General features: G+C 69.5%; 14 protein-coding genes. 3 read left to right on the top strand and 11 right to left on the bottom strand.

All coding sequences use genetic code 11. From position 1 onward, the window contains the following. Window positions 1-1,464: a glyceraldehyde-3-phosphate dehydrogenase gene (locus BLP95_RS09645; protein ID WP_089678626.1), complete on the bottom strand. Its 1,464-nt coding sequence runs from the start codon at window positions 1,462-1,464 to the stop codon at window positions 1-3. Window positions 1,465-1,676: 212 nt separating this feature from the next. On the opposite strand from BLP95_RS09645, the gene mfd reads away from it, so the two are divergent. Both mfd and BLP95_RS09635 read left to right on the top strand, forming a co-directional pair. Then, entirely contained in the window at window positions 1,677-5,126 is a 3,450-nt protein-coding gene (gene mfd, locus BLP95_RS09640) for a transcription-repair coupling factor (protein WP_089678624.1), read from the top strand. Between the two features lie 401 nt (window positions 5,127-5,527). Continuing rightward, a complete protein-coding gene (locus BLP95_RS09635; RefSeq protein WP_089678622.1) occupies window positions 5,528-6,562 on the top strand; it encodes a L,D-transpeptidase family protein in 1,035 nt (344 codons plus the stop codon). Window positions 6,563-6,665: 103 nt separating this feature from the next. On the opposite strand, the gene BLP95_RS09630 is transcribed toward BLP95_RS09635, so the two are convergent. The 8 genes from BLP95_RS09630 to BLP95_RS09595 form a co-directional block, all read right to left on the bottom strand. Then, the gene (locus BLP95_RS09630) at window positions 6,666-6,929 is read right to left on the bottom strand and encodes an Lpp/OprI family alanine-zipper lipoprotein (RefSeq protein WP_023007348.1); all 264 of its coding nucleotides are present in this window, start codon (window positions 6,927-6,929) and stop codon (window positions 6,666-6,668) included. 181 nt (window positions 6,930-7,110) lie between these two features. Continuing rightward, window positions 7,111-7,725 carry a L,D-transpeptidase family protein gene (locus BLP95_RS09625; protein WP_089678621.1) on the bottom strand — a complete coding sequence of 205 codons (615 nt, stop codon included), beginning with the start codon at window positions 7,723-7,725 and terminating at the stop codon, window positions 7,111-7,113. 101 nt (window positions 7,726-7,826) lie between these two features. After that, window positions 7,827-9,071 (bottom strand): GspE/PulE family protein, encoded by a 1,245-nt coding sequence (locus BLP95_RS09620; protein WP_089678619.1) that lies wholly within the window; start codon window positions 9,069-9,071, stop codon window positions 7,827-7,829. Between the two features lie 127 nt (window positions 9,072-9,198). Next, complete coding sequence (locus BLP95_RS09615) at window positions 9,199-9,630, bottom strand: hypothetical protein (RefSeq protein WP_089678617.1); 432 nt, start codon at window positions 9,628-9,630, stop codon at window positions 9,199-9,201. A gap of 9 nt (window positions 9,631-9,639) precedes the next feature. Beyond that, window positions 9,640-10,104, bottom strand: a complete 465-nt coding sequence (locus BLP95_RS09610) for a hypothetical protein (RefSeq protein WP_089678615.1) — start codon at window positions 10,102-10,104, stop codon at window positions 9,640-9,642. Window positions 10,105-10,245: 141 nt separating this feature from the next. Next, window positions 10,246-10,710, bottom strand: a complete 465-nt coding sequence (locus BLP95_RS09605; protein ID WP_089678613.1) for a DUF6586 family protein — start codon at window positions 10,708-10,710, stop codon at window positions 10,246-10,248. Next, window positions 10,707-13,337, bottom strand: a complete 2,631-nt coding sequence (gene topA / locus BLP95_RS09600) for a type I DNA topoisomerase (RefSeq protein ID WP_089678612.1) — start codon at window positions 13,335-13,337, stop codon at window positions 10,707-10,709. Before topA ends, BLP95_RS09605 begins: the two co-directional genes overlap by 4 nt. A gap of 240 nt (window positions 13,338-13,577) precedes the next feature. Continuing rightward, complete coding sequence (locus BLP95_RS09595; RefSeq protein ID WP_089678794.1) at window positions 13,578-16,163, bottom strand: DUF3141 domain-containing protein; 2,586 nt, start codon at window positions 16,161-16,163, stop codon at window positions 13,578-13,580. 277 nt (window positions 16,164-16,440) lie between these two features. Here BLP95_RS09595 and lipA point away from each other — a divergent pair, with 277 nt between their 5' ends. Further along, window positions 16,441-17,499, top strand: a complete 1,059-nt coding sequence (gene lipA / locus BLP95_RS09590; protein WP_089678610.1) for a lipoyl synthase — start codon at window positions 16,441-16,443, stop codon at window positions 17,497-17,499. Between the two features lie 45 nt (window positions 17,500-17,544). On the opposite strand, the gene lipB is transcribed toward lipA, so the two are convergent. After that, entirely contained in the window at window positions 17,545-18,246 is a 702-nt protein-coding gene (gene lipB / locus BLP95_RS09585; RefSeq protein WP_089678608.1) for a lipoyl(octanoyl) transferase LipB, read from the bottom strand. Continuing rightward, window positions 18,246-18,557, bottom strand: coding sequence for an HP0495 family protein (locus BLP95_RS09580; RefSeq protein WP_089678605.1), 312 nt, complete (start codon window positions 18,555-18,557; stop codon window positions 18,246-18,248). The genes lipB and BLP95_RS09580 overlap by 1 nt, the downstream gene beginning before the upstream one ends. Window positions 18,558-18,614 lie beyond the last annotated feature (57 nt).

Below are 18,614 nucleotides of genomic sequence, written 5' to 3'. Positions count from 1 at the left end.
TTAGGCGTTGGCGCGCGGCAGCTTGAGGAAGTGCACGTTGGACATGTACTGCAGGATGCGGATCACCTGGCAGCTGTAGCCGAACTCGTTGTCGTACCAGACGTAGAGCACGGCGTTCTTGCCGTTGGCGATGGTGGCCTTGGCGTCGACGATGCCGGCGTGGCGGTTGCCGACGAAGTCGGTGGAGACCACCTCCGGGGAGTCGACGTAGTCGATCTGCTTCTGGAAGGGGGAGTCCAGGGACATGCGGCGCAGGAAGTCGTTGAGCGCCTCGGCGTCGGTCTCCTTCTCCAGGCGCAGGTTGAGGATCGCCATGGAGACGTTGGGGGTCGGCACGCGGATGGCATTGCCGGTGAGCTTGCCGGCGAACTCCGGCAGCGCCTTGGCCACCGCCTTGGCGGCGCCGGTCTCGGTGAGCACCATGTTGAGCGGCGCGCTGCGGCCGCGGCGGTCGCCCTTGTGGTAGTTGTCGATCAGGTTCTGGTCGTTGGTGTAGCTGTGCACCGTCTCGACGTGGCCGTGCTCGACCCCGAACTCGTCGTTGAGCACCTTGAGCACCGGCACGATGGCGTTGGTGGTGCAGGAGGCGGCCGAGAGGATGCTGTCGCCCTCGGTGATCGCCTCGTGGTTGATGCCGTAGACGATGTTCTTGATGTCGCCCTTGCCCGGCGCGGTGAGCAGCGCCTTGGCCGCGCCCTTGCACTGGAGGTGCTGGCCGAGACCCGCCTCGTCGCGCCAGATGCCGGTGTTGTCCACCACCACGGCGTTGTCGATGCCGTAGGCGGTGTAGTCGACGTCGGCCGGGGAGTCGGCGTAGATCACCTGGATGACGTTGCCGTTGGCGGTGATGGTGCGCGCCTCGGGGTCGACGCTGATGGTGCCGTCGAAGGGGCCGTGCACGGAGTCACGGCGCAGCAGGCTTGCCCGCTTCTCGAGGTCCTTGGCGATGTCACCGCGGCCGCGCACCACGATGGCGCGCAGGCGCAGCAGGTTGCCGCCGCCGGCCTTCTCCACCAGCACCCGGGCCAGGATGCGACCGATGCGGCCGAAGCCATAGAGCACCACGTCCTTGGGCTCGCCGTTGCCGGCGGCGGGGTCGTGGCCATCGACGATCTCGGCGAGCTGCTCGCGCAGGAAGGCCACGGCATCGCCGCCGCCCTGCTTCTTGTAGGCCACGCCCAGCTTGCCCACGTCGACGTGGGCCGGCCCCAGGTTGAGCTCGGTCATCGCCTTGACCAGGGGGTAGGTATCCTGCACCGAGAGCTCGGTCCCCTCCACCTTCCGCACGAAGCGGTGGTCCTTCAGGATGCGGATCACGCTGCGGTTGAACAGCGAGCGCCCGTAGAGCGTGGTGACCACGTTGTTGTGCCGGTAGAGGCTACCGATCATCGGGATCATCTGCTCGGCAAGCGCCTGGTTGTCGTGCCATTCCTGGAAGACGGTATCGGAGGGTTGCTGACTCACGTGAGGCCTCACTGGTGGGGTTCGGGATTCGGCGACATTATCCCGGGGCCTCGCGCCCGCGGCAATCGCTGGATGGTCGCAGCCGCTGTAGGGGGATTACAGGAACGGCCGTTTGACTACAAGAGCCGGGGCGACTGGTATGATGGCCGCCTGCGAGGCGCCAGCGAGGACCCGCCGGGCCCAGGAACCCGCCGACTGCCGACGACGAGACCATGCCGACATTCTCTCCGCTCGACCCACCGCGCCCCCAGGGGCTGCGTGACACCCTCTACTGGCAGCAGCCCCAGGGCAGCGCCGCCGCCCTGGCCCTGGCCCACCTGGCCGAGGACGCGCCGCTGCTGGTGGTCACCGCCGACACCGCCCAGGCGCTGCGCCTGGAGAGCGAGCTGGCCTTCTTCAGCCGCGTGCCGGTGCTGCCCTTCCCCGACTGGGAGACGCTACCCTACGACAGCTTCTCGCCCCACCAGGACATCGTCTCCGCCCGGCTGCGCACCCTGCGCCGGCTGCAGGACGGCGAGCACGGCATCGTGCTGGTGCCGATCAACACCCTGATGCAGCGCCTGCCCCCGGTGGACTACATCGCCGGGCGGGTGATGACCCTGGAGGTGGGCCAGCGCCTGGACCGCGAGGCCTTCCGCGACTCGCTCTCGCGTGCCGGCTACCGGGCAGTGGAGACGGTCTTCGAGCCCGGCGAGTACGCCCTGCGCGGCGCCATCATCGATCTCTTCCCCATGGGGGTGGAGGCCCCGCTGCGCATCGACCTGTTCGACGACGAGATCGACACCCTGCGCACCTTCGACCCGGACACCCAGCGCAGCGCCGATCGGGTCGAGCGCATCGAGCTGCTGCCGGCCCACGAGTACTCGCTGTCGCGCTCCGCCATCGCCTGCTTCCGCGAGGGCTTCGAGACGCTGTTCGACGTCGACCCGCGCCAGTGCCCGCTCTACGTGGACGCCCTCAAGGGCATCCCCTCCCCCGGCCTCGAGCAGTACCTGCCGCTGTTCTTCGAACAGACCGCCACCCTCTTCGAGCACCTCGCCGAAGCGACCCGGGTGGCGCTGCTGCCCGGCGTCTTCGAAGCCGCCGAACACCATTGGGGAGCGATCGAGAGCCGCTATGAGAACCTCGGCGTCGACCCCACCCGGCCGCTGCTGCCGCCCTATCGCGCCTTCGTGCCGGTGGCCGAGGTGTTCGCCGCCATCAAGCGCCACCCGCGGGTGGAGCTGACCGCCGACGACGCCCGGCGCCACGCCCTGGCACCGGCCACCCAGCCCCCGCCGGAGGTGGCGATCAATGCCCGGGCCAAGGAGCCCCTGGCGGCGCTGTCGCGCTTCCTCGAGGAGCACGCCGAGACCCGGGTGCTGTTCGTGGCCGAGTCCCGCGGGCGGCGCGAGGCGCTGGAGGAGACCCTGGCGCCGCTCAGGCTGAGCGTGCCCCACGTCGAGGACTTCGCTGACTTCCTCGCCGGCGAGGCGCGCATCGCCATCACCGAGGGCGAGCTCACCTCCGGCCTGTGGCTCGCGGAGCCGGCGCTGGCGGTGATCAGCGAGTCGGAGCTCTACGGCGAGGTGGTGCGCCAGAGCCGGCGCCGCGAGAAGGCCACCGACGCCGACGAGCTGGCCATCCGCCACCTCTCGGAGCTCAAGCCCGGGGCCCCGGTGGTCCACCAGGCCCACGGCGTGGGGCGTTACCGGGGGCTCGAGACCCTGGAGGCCGGCGGCCAGGCCGCCGAGTTCGTGACCCTGGAGTACGCCGACGGCGCCAAGCTCTACGTGCCGGTGGAGAGCCTGCACCTGATCTCGCGCTACGCCGGCGCCGACGACGAGCTCGCCCCCCTGCACCGGCTCGGCTCCGACCAGTGGGAGAAGGCCCGCAGGAAGGCCGCCGAGAAGATCCGCGACACCGCCGCCGAGCTGCTCGACATCTACGCCCGCCGCGAGGCCCGCGAGGGCTTCGCCTGCGCCGCGCCGGACGCCGACTACGCCCGCTTCGCCGCCGCCTTCCCCTTCGAGGAGACGCCGGACCAGCGCGCCGCCATCGGCGCGGTGATCGGCGACATGACCGCCCCGCGGCCCATGGACCGCGTGGTGTGCGGCGACGTCGGCTTCGGCAAGACCGAGGTGGCCATGCGCGCCGCCTTCCTCGCCGTACACTCCGGCCGCCAGGTGGTGGTGCTGGTGCCCACCACCCTGCTCGCCCGCCAGCACTACGAGAACTTCCGCGACCGCTTCGCCGACACCGCCGTGAACATCGAGCTCGTCTCGCGCTTCACCGCCGGCAAGGGGCAGGCCGCCGCGCTCAAGCGTATCGAGGAGGGCCAGGCGGACATCGTCATCGGCACCCACAAGCTGCTCTCCAAGTCGATGAAGCTGCCCCGGATGGGGCTGTTGATCATCGACGAGGAGCACCGCTTCGGGGTGACCCAGAAGGAGCGCCTGAAGAGCCTGCGTGCCGAGGTAGACATCCTCACCATGACCGCCACGCCGATCCCGCGCACGCTGAACATGGCGATGAGCGGCATCCGCGACCTCTCCATCATCGCCACCCCGCCGGCGCGGCGGCTGTCGGTGAAGACCTTCGTCCAGCGCCGCGACGAGGCGGTGATCAAGGAGGCGGTCCTGCGCGAGATCCTGCGCGGCGGCCAGGTCTACTTCCTGCACAACGAGGTCAAGACCATCGAGACCGCCGCCGAGACGGTGCGTGAGCTGGTCCCCGAGGCGCGGGTCGGGGTCGCCCATGGCCAGCTGCCGGAACGCGCCCTGGAACGGGTGATGTCGGACTTCTACCACAAGCGCTTCAACGTGCTGGTGTGCTCGACCATCATCGAGACCGGCATCGACGTGCCCAGCGCCAACACCATCCTGATCGAGCGCGCCGACAAGTTCGGCCTCGCCCAGCTGCACCAGCTGCGCGGCCGCGTCGGGCGCAGCCACCACCAGGCCTACGCCTACCTGCTGACGCCGCCACCCAAGGCGATGACCCGCGACGCCATCAAGCGCCTCGAGGCGATCGGTGCCGCCGAGGACCTCGGCGCCGGCTTCACCCTGGCCAGCCACGACATGGAGATCCGCGGCGCCGGCGAGCTACTCGGCGAGGAGCAGAGCGGGCAGATGGAGGCGATCGGCTACGGGCTCTACATGGAGATGCTCGACCGCGCCGTGGCGGCCATCCGTGCCGGCAAGACGCCCAATATCGAGGCGCCACTGGACGAGGGCGTCGAGATCGGCCTCAACCTGCCGGCGCTGATCCCGAGCGACTACCTGCCCGATGTGCAGCAGCGCCTGGTGATGTACAAGCGCATCGCCAGCGCCGAGAACGAGGCCGCCCTCAAGGAGCTGCAGGTGGAGATGGTCGACCGCTTCGGGCTGCTGCCCGCCCCGGTGAAGACCCTGCTGCGCCAGACGAAGCTGCGTCAGCGCGCCGAGCGCCTGGGGATCACCCGCCTCGAGGCCGGACCCGAGCGCGGCCGCATCATCTTCGGCGGCCACACCCGGGTCGACCCGCTGACCCTGGTCAACCTGATCCAGCGCGAACCGGGCCGCTACCGCCTCGACGGCGCCGATACCCTGCGCTTCGAGGCCGCCATGGAGCAGGAGGAGTCCCGCTTCCAGACCGTGGAGCGGCTGCTCGAGACCCTCAACCAGAAGACAGAGGCGGCATAGCAGGGCTAACACAGCTGGCTTGTCACTCGGGGCTGATCTGGCGACAAGCCTTCGAGGAGGCGCTGTGAACCCTTCCCTGGGCGCTACCGACGCCCTGCTTCGCTCTCGCATCCTGCTACGCTTGCAGGTCCGGTGCTGGCCATCCATGGCCAGCCCGTTCGAAGCAGTGCTTCTCACCCCTGGCGTAGGACCTCCTCCACGGCTTGTCCCCAGCGCCCCTTGGTTTCTGTAACTGCGGTTGCCCTGGCGGCATAGCCCCGGGACTGGCGAACCCGCGCCTTTCGCGGCACTCTATAGGATGGATACGACAACATGACACGACGTCTCATCGCCCCATTATCGGCGGCGCCTGCAGGACGCAGCGCCGCCCTCATGATGCCACCAGGAGTCGACTTCCCCTGATGAACACCGCAACCCTGGCCAAACGCGGCGCCCGCCTGGCACTGGTGCTGGGCACCGGCGCCCTGCTCTCGGCCGGCGCCATGGCGGCCGAGCCGACCGCCGACGAGGTGCGCGAGCTGCCGCGCGGTCACTATGCGCTCCCCGAGAGCGGCAGCGTCATCGGCGAGCACTACACCATCACCGTCGAGGAGGGCGACACCCTGATCGACATCGCCCGCGAGCACAACGTCGGCTACGAGGAGATCCGCATGGCCAACCCGGAGGTCAGCCTCTGGGCGCCCTTCGCGGGCACCGAGGTGACGATCCCGGGCCGCCGGATCCTGCCCGACGCCGAGCGCGAGGGGATCGTGGTCAACCTCTCCGAGCTGCGCCTCTACTACTACTCCAAGGAGGGCATCGTCGAGACCTACCCGATCAGCGTGGGACGCGAGGAGTTCTCCACCCCGGTCGGCGTGACCAAGACCACCATCAAGGTCAAGGATCCCGCCTGGTCACCACCCGCCTCCATGCGCCGCGAGGCCGCCGCCCGCGGCGAGCCGGCCCCCTCCGTGGTGCCCCCGGGGCCCGACAACCCCCTCGGCCGTCACGCCATCCTGCTGGGGCTGCCGAGCTACCTGATCCACGGCACCAACAAGCCCGAGGGGGTCGGCATGCGCGTCAGCCGCGGCTGCATCCGCATGTTCCCCGAGGACATCGAGTCGCTCTACCAGCGCGTGCCCAGCGGCACCCGGGTCAACATCATCGACCAGCCCTTCAAGGCCGGCTGGAACGAGGATGGCGAGCTGCTGGCGCAGTCCTTCCCCACCCTGGAGGAGAACCGCGAAGGGTTCGAGCCGCTGATCTTCGCCATCGACAAGGTCAGCAAGGCGTTCGGCGACGAACAGCCGCCGGTGGACTACGCCCAGCTGCGCGAGCTGGTCGAGTCGCCGGACGGCGTCACCGTGTCGCTGATGCGTACCGCCGAGGAGGCGCCTACCCCCGAGGCACCGAAGGCCCCCAGCCTCTACGACGCCATCGCGGTGGCCGTGCGCTGAGCGCCGGCTCGCCCCTCCCACCAACGAGAAGACCCCGCCGAGGCGGGGTCTTCTCTTGCTGCAGAACCGCATCGCCATCAGGCGATGTCGGCGCTCGGCAGAATTACTTCTGCATGGAGCGCTGGAACATGCGGTTCATCTCGTCACGGTTCTGCTCGGACATCTGCAGAGCCGCCTGGGCGTCACGCTGTGCCTGGTTGGCGGTGTTCTGCGCCTGAACCGCGATGCTGCGAGCCTCGGCGGCGTCGGCCTGTGCAGACTCGGCGGTCTGACGAACCTCTTCCAGGGCACTGGTAGAGGCACAGCCAGCCAGAACGGCCAGAGAAGCAGCAGCGGCGGTCAGCTTCAGGGTGGTCTTCAGAGTCATGGTGTTCTCCTTGGGTCTTCCTTGGTACTGCGTTGAAAGAAGCCTGACGTTCAGGCGTCCTGCCTGCGGATGCAGGCGCGTCTGCAGCGACTTGTGCTCGAGGCACAGGAGTCAAACGCTGTTTTATTATACGCAACGGCGCTTGTCCATCGCTTTCAACGTCCCTTGCGCATATACCAGCCTAGCGGATCACGACGCGTGTGCCAATGTCGATCATCGATGCCAGGCGCTCGATCTGCGTATCGGTCACCGCCACGCACCCCTGGGTCCAGTGGAACTGGCGATGGATCTCCGGATCCCCCTTGCCGATGCCATGCAGGCCGATGAAGCCACCCAGCACGGTGTCCTGGGGCGGATGGCCGTTGCGCCGGTAGTAGTCGAAGTAGCGATCGTAGTCCTGCTGGCTGTAGATGCCCTCGTCCAGCGCCACCCGGGCGTGGGTCGGGGTCGGGTAGTCCAGCCCCACGAAGAGGTGCCAGTCGCTCTCGAAGTTGAAGCGGTTGACCCGGAACTCGCCCTTGGGGGTGGCGTTGCTGCCCTTGAGACGCATCGGGCGCGCCCCGCCGCGGCCCAGCGAGATGGGATGGAAGCGCTCGAGCTGGCGATTGCCGCGGTAGACGATGAGCTCGGCCTCGCGGTCATCCACCAGCACCCAGAGCTCGTCGGCGTGGCGCGGCAGATGCGCGCGGGAGAGCTGGGTCTCGACCAGGTTGGCCCGGGCCGGCCCGACACCCAGCAGTGCCAGCGGCGCGGCCAGGGCCAGGCAGGAGAAGCGGCGGCGGGAGAGGTGTGGCATGGACAGAGGGACTCCTGGCGACGAAGGCGTGGGCGTCGCGGGATCGGCGGCGACGCGACTGATGGCTTTATAGCCTATCCGGCGGGTCCCTGTCAGGCCCCTCAGGCGGGCAGCAGCGCCCCCATGCGAAGCACCTCGCCCAGCGAGGTCACCCCCGCCTCGGCCTTGTCGAGGCCATCCTGCAGCATCAGCGTCTCGCCCCGCGCCACCAGGGCACGCCGCAGTCGGGTCTCGTCGGCTTGGCGCAGGATCAGGCCGTGATCCTCGGCGGTGGGTTGCCACACCTCGAAGACGCCGGTGCGCCCGCGAAAGCCCAGGCCGTCGCAACGCTCGCAGCCAGTGGGCTGCCAGGAGACCTCGGGCAGGGTCACGCCCATGGCATCGAGCCACTCCGCCTCGCGCCTGGGCAGGGGCCGCTGCTCGCGACAGTGGGGGCAGAGCCGCCGCACCAGCCGCTGGGCCACCACCAGCCCCAGGTTGGCGCTGATCTCGGTATCCCCGAGGCCCAGGTGGCGCAGCGAGGAGACCACCCCCACGGCGTCACGGCTGTGCAGGGTGCCCATCAGCGAGCGCCCGCTGCTGGCCACGTTGAGCGCGGCCTGGGCCGAGCCGGCGTCACGGATCTCGCCGATCAGCACGTAGTCCGGGTCGAGGCGCAGCAGCGAGCGGGTGCCCGAAACGAAGTCCAGGCCGGCGTCGGCATCCACCTGGATCTGGTTGATGCCGGGCACCTCGTACTCCACCGGGTCCTCCAGGGTCACCACATGGCTCTCCTCGAGGCGCAGCTGGTTGAGCAGGGTATAGAGGGTGGTGGTCTTGCCGGCGCCGGTGGGACCGGCCACCAGCAGCATGCCGCCGGTCGCATCCATCCAGTGGCGAATGCCACGGGCACCCTGCTCGCCGACCCCCAGCGACAGGGGGTCTCGGAAGGTCTCCGGCGGCGCCAGGAAGCGCACCGCCAGCTTCTCCCCCGCCACCGTGCCCACCGCGGTGACCCTCAGGAAGGTCTCCTCGCGCGCCTCCTCCGGGGGCCAGCTGAAGCTGCCTTCCATGGCCACCTGGGAGGGCACCGGGTTGAGGCGCGCCAGCACCTTGAACTGGTTGACCAGGCGGGCGCCGACCCCGGCATCCACGCGCAGCGCCTCGAGCACCCGACCATCGACGCGCAGCCGGATGCGCAGCCCCTCCTGCAGGGGATCGAGGTGGATATCGGTGGCCCGCGCTCGCAGGGCGTCCTCCAGCAGCGCATGGGCCTCGAGGGTCTCGTCATCGCTCTCCTCGGGGACCTCGAGCAGGCGGGTCAGGCGGCGCAGCAGCTGGCGGTGGGGCGAGGGGGCGTCGGCCATGGGGGATCTCCTGGCGTGGGGGGGGGAGCGCTCCGTGTCAGCATAGGCCCTGGGGGCCCGGACGACGAACCCCCTGGGCCGGGGTTGGCCACAGGGGGTTCGCGGGTTGAGCGGGAAGGCGCTCGAGTCAGTCCTGACGCTCCACGGTGAAGATCGCCTGGAGCTTCTCCTTGCGGCCGTAGAGGTGGACGGTGGTGCGATCGAAGGGGAAGCGCTCCAGGTAGGGGCTGTCGGCGTCCAGGCGCGGCTTGTGGGCGTTGATCAGCGCCGCCTTGAGCCGCTCGCGATTGGCCTTGCCGCAGGGACCGATGGCGTACCACAGGGCCTCGTCCGGCTGCAGGCTGGCCTCCCAGCGGGGGCGGGACTCGTCATGCTGGATGCCATAGCGGGCGCTGCCGCTCTCTCCCACATGCAGCAGCTCCTGCACCTCCATCTCGCCGCTCTCGGGATCCTTGGCGGCGCGGTAGACGCAGTAGATCCCCGGCTCGTCGGTGGCCTCCTTGAGGCCGTCGTCATCCCAGTAGCCCAGCATCTTGGGCGAGAGTATCTGATCGTTCATGGGGGCTCCTCAGTAGTCCTCGAGTCGCTGCATGTCGCGGGCGATGCGCCGCACCTCCGCCTCGTGGCCGCGGGAGAGAGCCTCGAAGAAGGCGCGCTCCTCGCCGCCGGCGGCCCGCTCGGCACGATGGTCATAGAGATCCTGCAGGGTGCGATGGGCCGTCAACGCGGTGGAGAGTACACCCTGCACGCTGGCACAGTCGATGCACTCGGGCAGGCGCTCCAGCACCGGGGGATGGGGGAAGTCGGCGGGATCGTCGAACCAGCTCGACAGCACCTGGCGATGGTCGCTGCCGTCCGCCAGGTAGCCGGTCAGGTCGCTCTCCATCTTGCGCTCGTGCTCGGCCAGGTACTCCAGTGCCATGCGCACCCGCTCGCCGACCTCACCCCTGGCCAGGGACGCATACTGCTCGGCCAGGCGCCTGTGGTAATCGGCCGCCCAGTCGACCAGCTCCTTCACCTGATGAAACCGCATGGTGGCACCTCCTCGTCATGATCCCGGCGACCCGCTGCCGCCTCGGCTCCTTGTCTTCATCCTAGCCAAGGGGCAGCGAGAGCGCTTGACGCATATCAACGAGAGGCGATGCAGGTTAACGCGAGGCGATTCCGGTGGGCCCTACCACTCCTGGCTGGTCTCGCGCAGGGCGGCGATCTCCGCCTTGGCCTCGGCCAGACAGTCGGCCAGCTCGTCGCCGAGCCCGGCCGGGCCGCCCACGGCGATCAGGCCGGCGGCCGCCCCGCTGCGGCGCCGGGCAGCGCCGTCGTCGGAGTGCAGGGCCTCCAGGCGCGCGACCAGCCGCGCCAGCCAGCTGCCCGGCTGGGCGGCCAGCTCGCGCAGGCGGTGCAGCTCGGCGATCTCGGCCCCCTCGGGACCGAGCAGCTCGCGCCAGGCGTGGCCGGGCAGGCGGGCATGCTCGGTCACCTCGCGCAGCAGCGACTCGAGCGCCAGCTCGGTGAGCGCCAGAGCGCCCTCCTCGGCGGCCATGCGCCGCGCCTCGGCGTGCTCGTCATCGCCGGCCGGGGTGGCCAGCAGTAGCTGCGCCTGGTAGAGCAGCTGGTTGGTGCGGGATCTCGGGCTCACTTGCGCTTGTCCTCCACCTGCCAGCGGTTGCCGTCGAAGGTGGCCTTCCAGCCGGTGGCCTTGCCGTCCTCGTCGGTCATCACGAACTGCTCCTTGGCCTTGCGCGAGAAGCGAATCTGGGCCGGGCGGCCATCCGGGTCCTCGCTGGGGGCGTCGAGCAGGTAGCGGTACTTCTCCGGCAGCTCCTCGGCGTGGGCCTTGAGCTCACGGACCAGCGGCGGGCGGGTCTCGCGGTTGCGGGGGAACTTGCTGGCCGCCAGGAACAGGCCGCTGGCGCCGTCGCGCAGCACGTAGTGGTCATCGACCTTCTGGCAGGCCAGCTCGGGCATGTCGATGGGGTCCATCTTGGGCGGCGCCACCTCGCCGTTGCGCAGCAGCTTGCGGGTGTTCTTGCACTCGCTGTTGGTGCAGCCGAAGTACTTGCCGAAGCGTCCGCTCTTGAGCTGCATCTCGCTGCCGCACTTGTCGCACTCGATGGTGGGGCCGTCGTAGCCCTTGATGCGGAAGCGCCCCTGTTCGATCTCGTAGCCGTCGCAGTCGGGGCTGTTGCCGCAGATGTGCAGCTTGCGCGTCTCGTCGATCAGGTAGCTGTCCATGGCGGTGCCGCACTTCGGGCAGCGGTGCTTGGCGCGCAGGGCATCGGTCTCGGCCTCCTCGTCGGCATCGGCGGCCACCGCCTCCTCGCCCGGCAGCAGGTCGATGGTGGTCTTGCAGCGCTCCTTGGGCGGCAGGTTGTAGCCGGAGCAGCCCAGGAAGACCCCGGTGGAGGCGGTGCGGATCTGCATCTTGCGCCCGCAGGAGGGGCAGTCGATGTCGGTGGGCACCGGCTGGTTGGGGCGCATGCCCGCCTCGCTCTCGGCCTCCCGGAGCTCCTTCTCGAACTCGGCGTAGAAGGCGTCGAGCAGCCCGCGCCAGTTGCGCTCGCCCTCGGCCACCTCGTCGAGGCTGTCCTCCATGCGCGCAGTGAAGGAGTAGTCCATCAGGTCGGGGAAGGACTCCTTGAGCCGCTCGGTGACGATGTCGCCGAGCTTCTCGGCGTAGAAGCGCCGGTTCTCCAGCCTGACGTAGCCGCGGTCCTGGATGGTGGAGATGATCGAGGCGTAGGTGGAGGGACGGCCGATGCCGCGCTTCTCCAGCTCCTTGACCAGGCTCGCCTCGGTGTAGCGCGCCGGCGGCTTGGTGAAGTGCTGGCGCGGGTCAAGCGCCTCCAGGGTCATGGGAGTGCCCTCGGCGAGGTCTGGCAGCGACTGGTCCTCCTCCTTGCGTCCCATGGGCTTCATCACCCGAGTGTAGCCGTCGAACTTGAGCACCCGTCCCTTGGCGCGCAGCTCGTAGCCGTCGGCGGCCACCGTCAGGGTGGTGGAGAGGTACTCGGCAGGGGTCATCTGGCAGGCCACGAACTGGCGCCAGATCAGCTCGTAGAGGCGCTCGGCGTCGCGCTCCATGCCGGCCAGGTCGGTGGCCCGCCGGGCGACGTCGGAGGGACGGATCGCCTCGTGGGCCTCCTGGGCGCCCTCCTTGCTGGAGTAGCGGTTGGGCGACTCGGGCAGGTAGCGCGCACCGTACTCATTGCCGATGAAGTCGCGCACGCTCTCCACCGCGTCCTTCGAGAGGTTGGTGGAGTCGGTACGCATATAGGTGATATAGCCCGCCTCGTAGAGGCGCTGGGCCAGGGTCATGGTCTTCTTCACCGAGAAGCCCAGCCGGCCACTGGCGGCCTGCTGCAGGGTCGAGGTGATGAAGGGCGCATTGGGCTTGGAGCGCGTCGGCTTGTCCTCGCGACCGGTGATGGCAAGGCTTGCCTTGCGCAGGCCGGCGATGCGTTCCAGGGTCTCGGCCTCGGAGGTGGGCCGGAAGGCCTGGCCATCCTGGCGCGCCAGTTCGAAGCGCACCGGCTCGCCGGCCTCGGACACCAGGTCGGCGTGGACGTCCCAGAACTCCTCGGGGACGAAGGCGCGGATCTCGCGCTCGCGCTCGACGATCAGGCGCATGGCCACCGACTGCACGCGCCCCGCTGAGAGGCCCCGGGCGATCTTGGCCCACAGCAGCGGCGAGAGCATGAAGCCCACCACCCGGTCGAGGAAGCGCCGCGCCTGCTGGGCCTCCACCCGCGGCATGTTGAGGTTGCCGGGGTCCTTGAAGGCCTCCTGGATGGCGCCCTTGGTGATCTCGTTGAAGACCACGCGTCGATAGCGCCCCTCGTCGCCGCCGATGGTCTCGCGCAGGTGCCAGGCGATTGCCTCCCCCTCGCGGTCAAGGTCGGTGGCGAGATAGACGGCGTCGGCCTTGGCGGCTAGCTTCTTGAGCTCGGCGACCACCTTCTCCTTGCCGGGCAGGATCTCGTAGTTGGCCTGCCAGCCGTGGTCGGGGTCGATGCCCATGCGGCGGATCAGCTGATCGTGGGCCTTGCGCTTCCTGTACTCGGCCTTCTCCTCCGGCGACATCTTGCGGGTCGCCGCGGCCTGGCGGGCACGCTCCTTGGGGTCGGAGGCCGCCTTGCCGGAGCCGCTGGTCGGCAGGTCGCGGATATGGCCCACGCTCGACTTCACGATGAAGTCGTTGCCGAGGTACTTGTTGATCGTCTTCGCCTTGGCCGGCGACTCGACGATGACCAGTGACTTGCCCATAGTGCTCCACTAAGTGTCAGTGACACGGGCCGCGTGGCCGTGCCTGGCGAAATCCTGCCGCCCAGCCCGGGCGCGCGAAAAATGCGCCTACCCTACCCCAGCGTCAGACGTCACGCCAGTGGCACTCGGGTGCCGGCCCTCTGACCGTAGACCGCGCGTACCGAGCCGGCAAGCGCCACCCAAACAGGCGCGCCCCCGTCGCGGGTGGCGACGGGGGCGCGAAAGGCGTCGGGCGTGGGGTCAGCTCTTGCCGCCACCGCCGCCGGGCTTGCGACGCGTGCTGGTGCCTCGGCGCCGGGTGGTGGTGCGCCGGTTCGCCGGCTGGCGCTTGCCTGCGGGGGCGGGCTTGGCGTCGGCCTCGACGGAGGGCGCTGCCGGGTCTTCCTTGCGCGCCTCGGGCGCAGCCGACTCGGCCGCGGCGGGCGCCTCGGGCATGGCGGGCGCCACATCCGCCGGCTCTTCCTGGCGGGTGTCGGCCGCGGCCGGCATCTCTGCGCTCTTTTCGGCCCTGGCGGCAGGCTCGGCCTGGCTGCGAGTCTCCATCAGCCCTTCCAGCTCGCTGTAGGCCTGGCGCTGGGCCTGGGCCTGCTCGCCGATCCACGCCTCCGCCTCGGCGCGGGACTCCGCCTCGATCTGGGGCGCCCGGTCGATGGCGCGCTCGAAGAGGGCGCGCACCCGCGCCAGGCGCTCGGCGGAGTTGTCGGAGAGCTCGCCGCTGGCCGCCAGCACATGCTCGATGTGCTCGAGATGGGCAGCGATCTGCTCGGCGCTCTGCCCCTGGAGCAGCGCCGGCAGCGCCTCGACGGCCGCCTCGCGATCCAGCTTCAGGATGAAGAACTGTTCACGCATCAGGCACTTGAAGTCGGCCAGCGACAGCTGGGGCTCGAGCTCGGCATGGGAGGCGCGCAGGCGCTTGAAGTTGCGCTCGTCGGTGGAGGGAGCACCGCCCAGAACATAGATGAGGGCACGGACCACCGCCTCGTGGCTGCCGCCCTCGGCGAGGCGCGCATGCAGCTCGGCCTGGCGGCGCTCGATGAAGCGGCGATGCTCCGGCTCCGCGCCGGGGCGGCGACGATGCACATGGGCATCGCCCCCCAGGCCGACCAGGGACTGCAGCAGCGGCTGGCCGTAGACATCGAGGAACATCCGCTCGATGGCGCCGTCACGCAGGTCGCGCCAGGCGTTGAGGCTGCGGGTGATCTGGTCCGAGGCGATGGACTCCAGCACCCGGAAGAGGTTGTCCTCGTTCAGCGGGTGACGGTCGGCGCGGACCCGCTCGGCCAGCACCGGAATCGAGGCCATCAGCGGGTTGCGGTCGGAGAGCAGCCGGTAGCCCAGGCGGTTGGGGTGCATGCGGCGCATCCAGTGGGCCGACTCCGGGGTCGCCAGGGCGCGGACCCAGGGCTGCACGAAGAGCCGGTAGAGCCCCAGGTTGATCTCGGAGAGGCGCGCCACGGTGGCGAAGCGGGTGTCGTCCTCGACGCTGTGCTGCACCACCTCGTCGAGCTCGTCGACGCCGCGCGGGGTGAACTCCAGCAGGTAGTCGCGCTCCACCGGCTCGCCATCATGCTCGTCGGCCCGCGACACCGTGGTCTCGTAGAGGCCCGGCGGCAGGACGTCGATGTAGTCCATGTTGGCGGTGAACTCGGTGTGCTCCTTGCGGGAGACGCTGCCCGAGACGAAGATCCCCAGATGGCCGGTGGAGTCATGCACGCAGTAGACGATGGTCTGCTCGTTGGCGACGATGTCGTCGCTGCCCTCGTAGAGGTCGCGCACCCAGCCCAGCGCCTGGGGCGGCGGGGTGATGTCGTCCCCCCAGGAGCAGAACACCACCACCGGCGAGCGCACGTTGCGCAGGTCGATGCGCCGCCCGTCGGAAGTCACCATCTGGGCGGTGGAGAGGCGGTTGCCCACGAAGAGGTTGTCGACGATGTACTGGATCTCGTCGCCGCCGAGCACCACATGGCCGCCCCACCAGCGCTCGAACTCCAGATAGCGCTCCGCCTCGGTATCGACCTGGGAGTAGAGCCGGTACTGCTTGGTCCAGTAGGTGTTGGCCGGGTTAAGGTTCTCGAAGTTCTGCACCAGCCAGGCGCCGTCGAAGGTACCGTCGCCCAGGTCGCTGAACAGCGAGGTCATCCAGCTGCCGCCGGTCAGGCCGCCGGTATAGCGCATCGGCGCCTCGCCGCGCACCCCGGCCCAGTAGGAGAGCGGCGCCCCGGCAATCAGGATCGGGCCGAACAGGTCGGGCTCCAGCGAGGCAGCCATCATCACCTGCCAGCCGGCCTGGCAGTTGCCCACCACCATGGGCTTCTCGGAGAGCTCGGCGTGGCGCTCGTTGACGTGGCGCAGGAAGGCGATCTCGGCCTCCACCACGTCCTCGACCTGCTGGCCGGGCACCGGGTAGGGCAGGAAACCGATGAAGTAGCAGGGGTGGCCGGCGCGCAGGGCGACGCCGATCTCGCTGTCGGGCTTGAAGCCGCCGATGCCGGGGCCGTGACCGGCCCGCGGATCGACCACCACGAAGGGGCGCATCTGCAGGTCGGTCTCCATGCCCTCGGGGGGCAGGATGCGCAGCAGCTCGTAGTTGACCGGGCGCGGCAGGTCACGACCATCCATCAGCACCTCGGCGTCGAAGCCGAGAACGCTGGGCTTGGTCTGCTCGATATGCTCCAGGTACTGGTTGCCGCGGCGGCGCATCACGTCCAGGTAGAGTACGCTGCGCTCCATGGCGTCGAGCCAGTAGCGGCCCGCGGCACGCCCGAAGCCGAAGGGGTCGACCAGGGCGAGCGCGTCGGCCGACGGGGTCGGCATCGGAAGGGTCATCATGGTGACCTCCTGCATTGGCGGTCAGGGGAAAGGGACGCCGGTCGTCTCGCCGGCATTTGCTGCAATGCAATATAGCGCAATTCGGCGACGACGACGAGCCCCGCGAACGCTGACCCGGCCCCCTTGACTCGCACCGCGCCCCCGTCCCGGGCGATGCCTCGTCGCCGCGCCTGTGGTAGATTGTGGGGCGTTCCCAGACATCCACAGCGCCAAGGCGCCGCGGCCCGGGCCGTTACCGGGGCCCGCCGACGCCGAGCGGAGGGGCTCACACCCAATGAGCGACAGTACCCCGAAAACCACCATCGCCAGCGGCAAGAAGTTTCGCACCGAGCACGGCTTCGCCGCCATCAAGGATGGCATCAAGCAGCGGCCCCAGCAGGACGAGGGCGGCGGCGTCTCCGGCCGCAAGCCCAAGTGGCTGCGCGCCCAGATCCCCGGCGGCGAGCGCTTCGAGGCCGTCAAGCGCAACGTCAGCGAGCATCGCCTGAGCACCGTCTGCGCCGAGTCGCACTGCCCCAACATGGGCGAGTGCTGGAGCAACGGCACCGCCACCATCATGCTGATGGGCTCGGTCTGCACCCGCGCCTGCCGCTTCTGCGCCGTGGACACCGGCAACCCCGGCGGCTGGCTGGATGCCGAGGAGCCCGCCAACACCGCCAAGTCGGTGGAGCTGATGGGGCTGCGCTACGTGGTGCTGACCTCGGTGGACCGCGACGACCTCGACGACGGCGGCGCCGCCCACTACGCCGACTGCATCCGCGCCATCAAGGCCAACACCCCGGAGGTCGTGGTCGAGGCGCTGACGCCGGACTTCGACGGCGTGCACACCGCCATCGAGCGGGTGGTCGACTCTGGCCTCGAGGTGTTCGCGCAGAACGTCGAGACCGTGGAGCGACTCACCCGCCGGGTGCGCGACCCCCGCGCCGGCTACCGCAAGACCCTCGACGTGCTGGCCCATGCCAAGACCCACAACCCCAAGGTGCTGACCAAGACCAGCCTGATGCTGGGCCTGGGCGAGAGCGACGAGGAGATCCTGGCCACCTTCGACGACCTGCGCGCCATCGGCGTCGATATCGTCACCCTGGGCCAGTACCTGCGCCCCACCCGCAATCACCTGCCGGTGGAGCGCTGGGTGAGCCCCGAGGAGTTCGACCGCTATCGCCGCCTGGGGCTGGAGAAGGGCTTCATGGAGGTGGCCGCCGGGCCGCTGGTGCGCTCGAGCTATCGCGCCGACCGGGTCTTCGAGAAGAACAACCTTGGGCTGGCCGCCCCCGCCGAGGTGCCGGGCCAGGCCCCCGACCCCAACCGCATCGATGCCATTAACGTGGGATAAGGCGGCAAGCGGCAAGCGGCAGAATCATCTCACCGAGACACTGAGCTACAAGGGGTTTCCTTGTAGCTTGTGGCTGGAAGCTAGAGTCCTGCCCAACTCCCGCGCCAGGCATTCGGCCAGGCGCTCTCCCACGCGCTCCACGCCGGGACAGTCGTCGACCAGGTCGGCGAGGCGCGTCATCGCCATGCCCGCGTAGCCACAGGGATTGATGCGCTGGAAGGGCGAGAGGTCGCCGTCGACATTGAGCGCCACGCCGTGGAAGCTGCCGCCGCGGCGTATCCTGAGACCCAGCGAGGCGATCTTGGCCTCTCCTCCCTCGGCCAGTGCCACATAGACCCCTGGCGCATCGGGGCGTGCCCGCGCCGTCACCCCGTGCTCGGCGAGCAGGGCGATCACCGCATTCTCCAGCGCACTGACCAGCTGGCGCACGCCGAGGCCGGCGCGGCGCACGTCGATCAGCGGATAGAGCACCACCTGCCCGGGGCCGTGGTAGGTCACCTGGCCACCGCGGTCGGTCTGCACCACCGGGATATCGCCGGGCATCAGCAGGTGCTCCGGCTTGCCTGCCTGCCCCTGGGTGAAGACCGGGTCGTGCTCGACCAGCCAGAACTGGTCGGGGGTATCGGCATCACGGCGGTCGGTGAGCTCGCGCATCGCCTGCCAGACGGGCTGGTAGGGGCGCCGCCCGAGGCGATGCAGCTCGATGGCACGCTGCTCGGTCTCACGCCGGGGAGTGGCCTGGTCCATCACACCACCATATGCACGCGGCCGGTGGCCTTGAGCTCGACGAACAACGCCTGCAGCTGCGCCTCGCCGGTGGCATGGATGGAGATGCGCACCGACTGGAAGCGGCCGTTGCGGCTATCCACCACCTGCATGCGCGAGGCGTCGAACTCGGGGTCGTGGCGGGTGACGATCTGGCACACCACCGCGGCGAAGTCCTCGGCGGCGTCACCCACCACCTTGAGCGGGTAGCGGCAGGGGAAGGTGATCTTGGGCGGCTTGCCCGAGGCCGGGCGACTGGGGCGACGCAGGTCGCGAAGCGACTTGTCGTTCATGCGGATTCCGGGTCGTCGTGAATAGGCCAACTATTTTACTCGACCGCCGGAGGAGTG

It is taken from the genome of Halomonas shengliensis, from assembly GCF_900104135.1.
In the GTDB taxonomy this organism is placed as follows: Bacteria; Pseudomonadota; Gammaproteobacteria; order Pseudomonadales; family Halomonadaceae; genus Halomonas; species Halomonas shengliensis.
The sequence above is the reverse complement of the archived record's forward strand: the minus strand, read 5'-3'. Positions and strand labels throughout refer to the sequence as shown.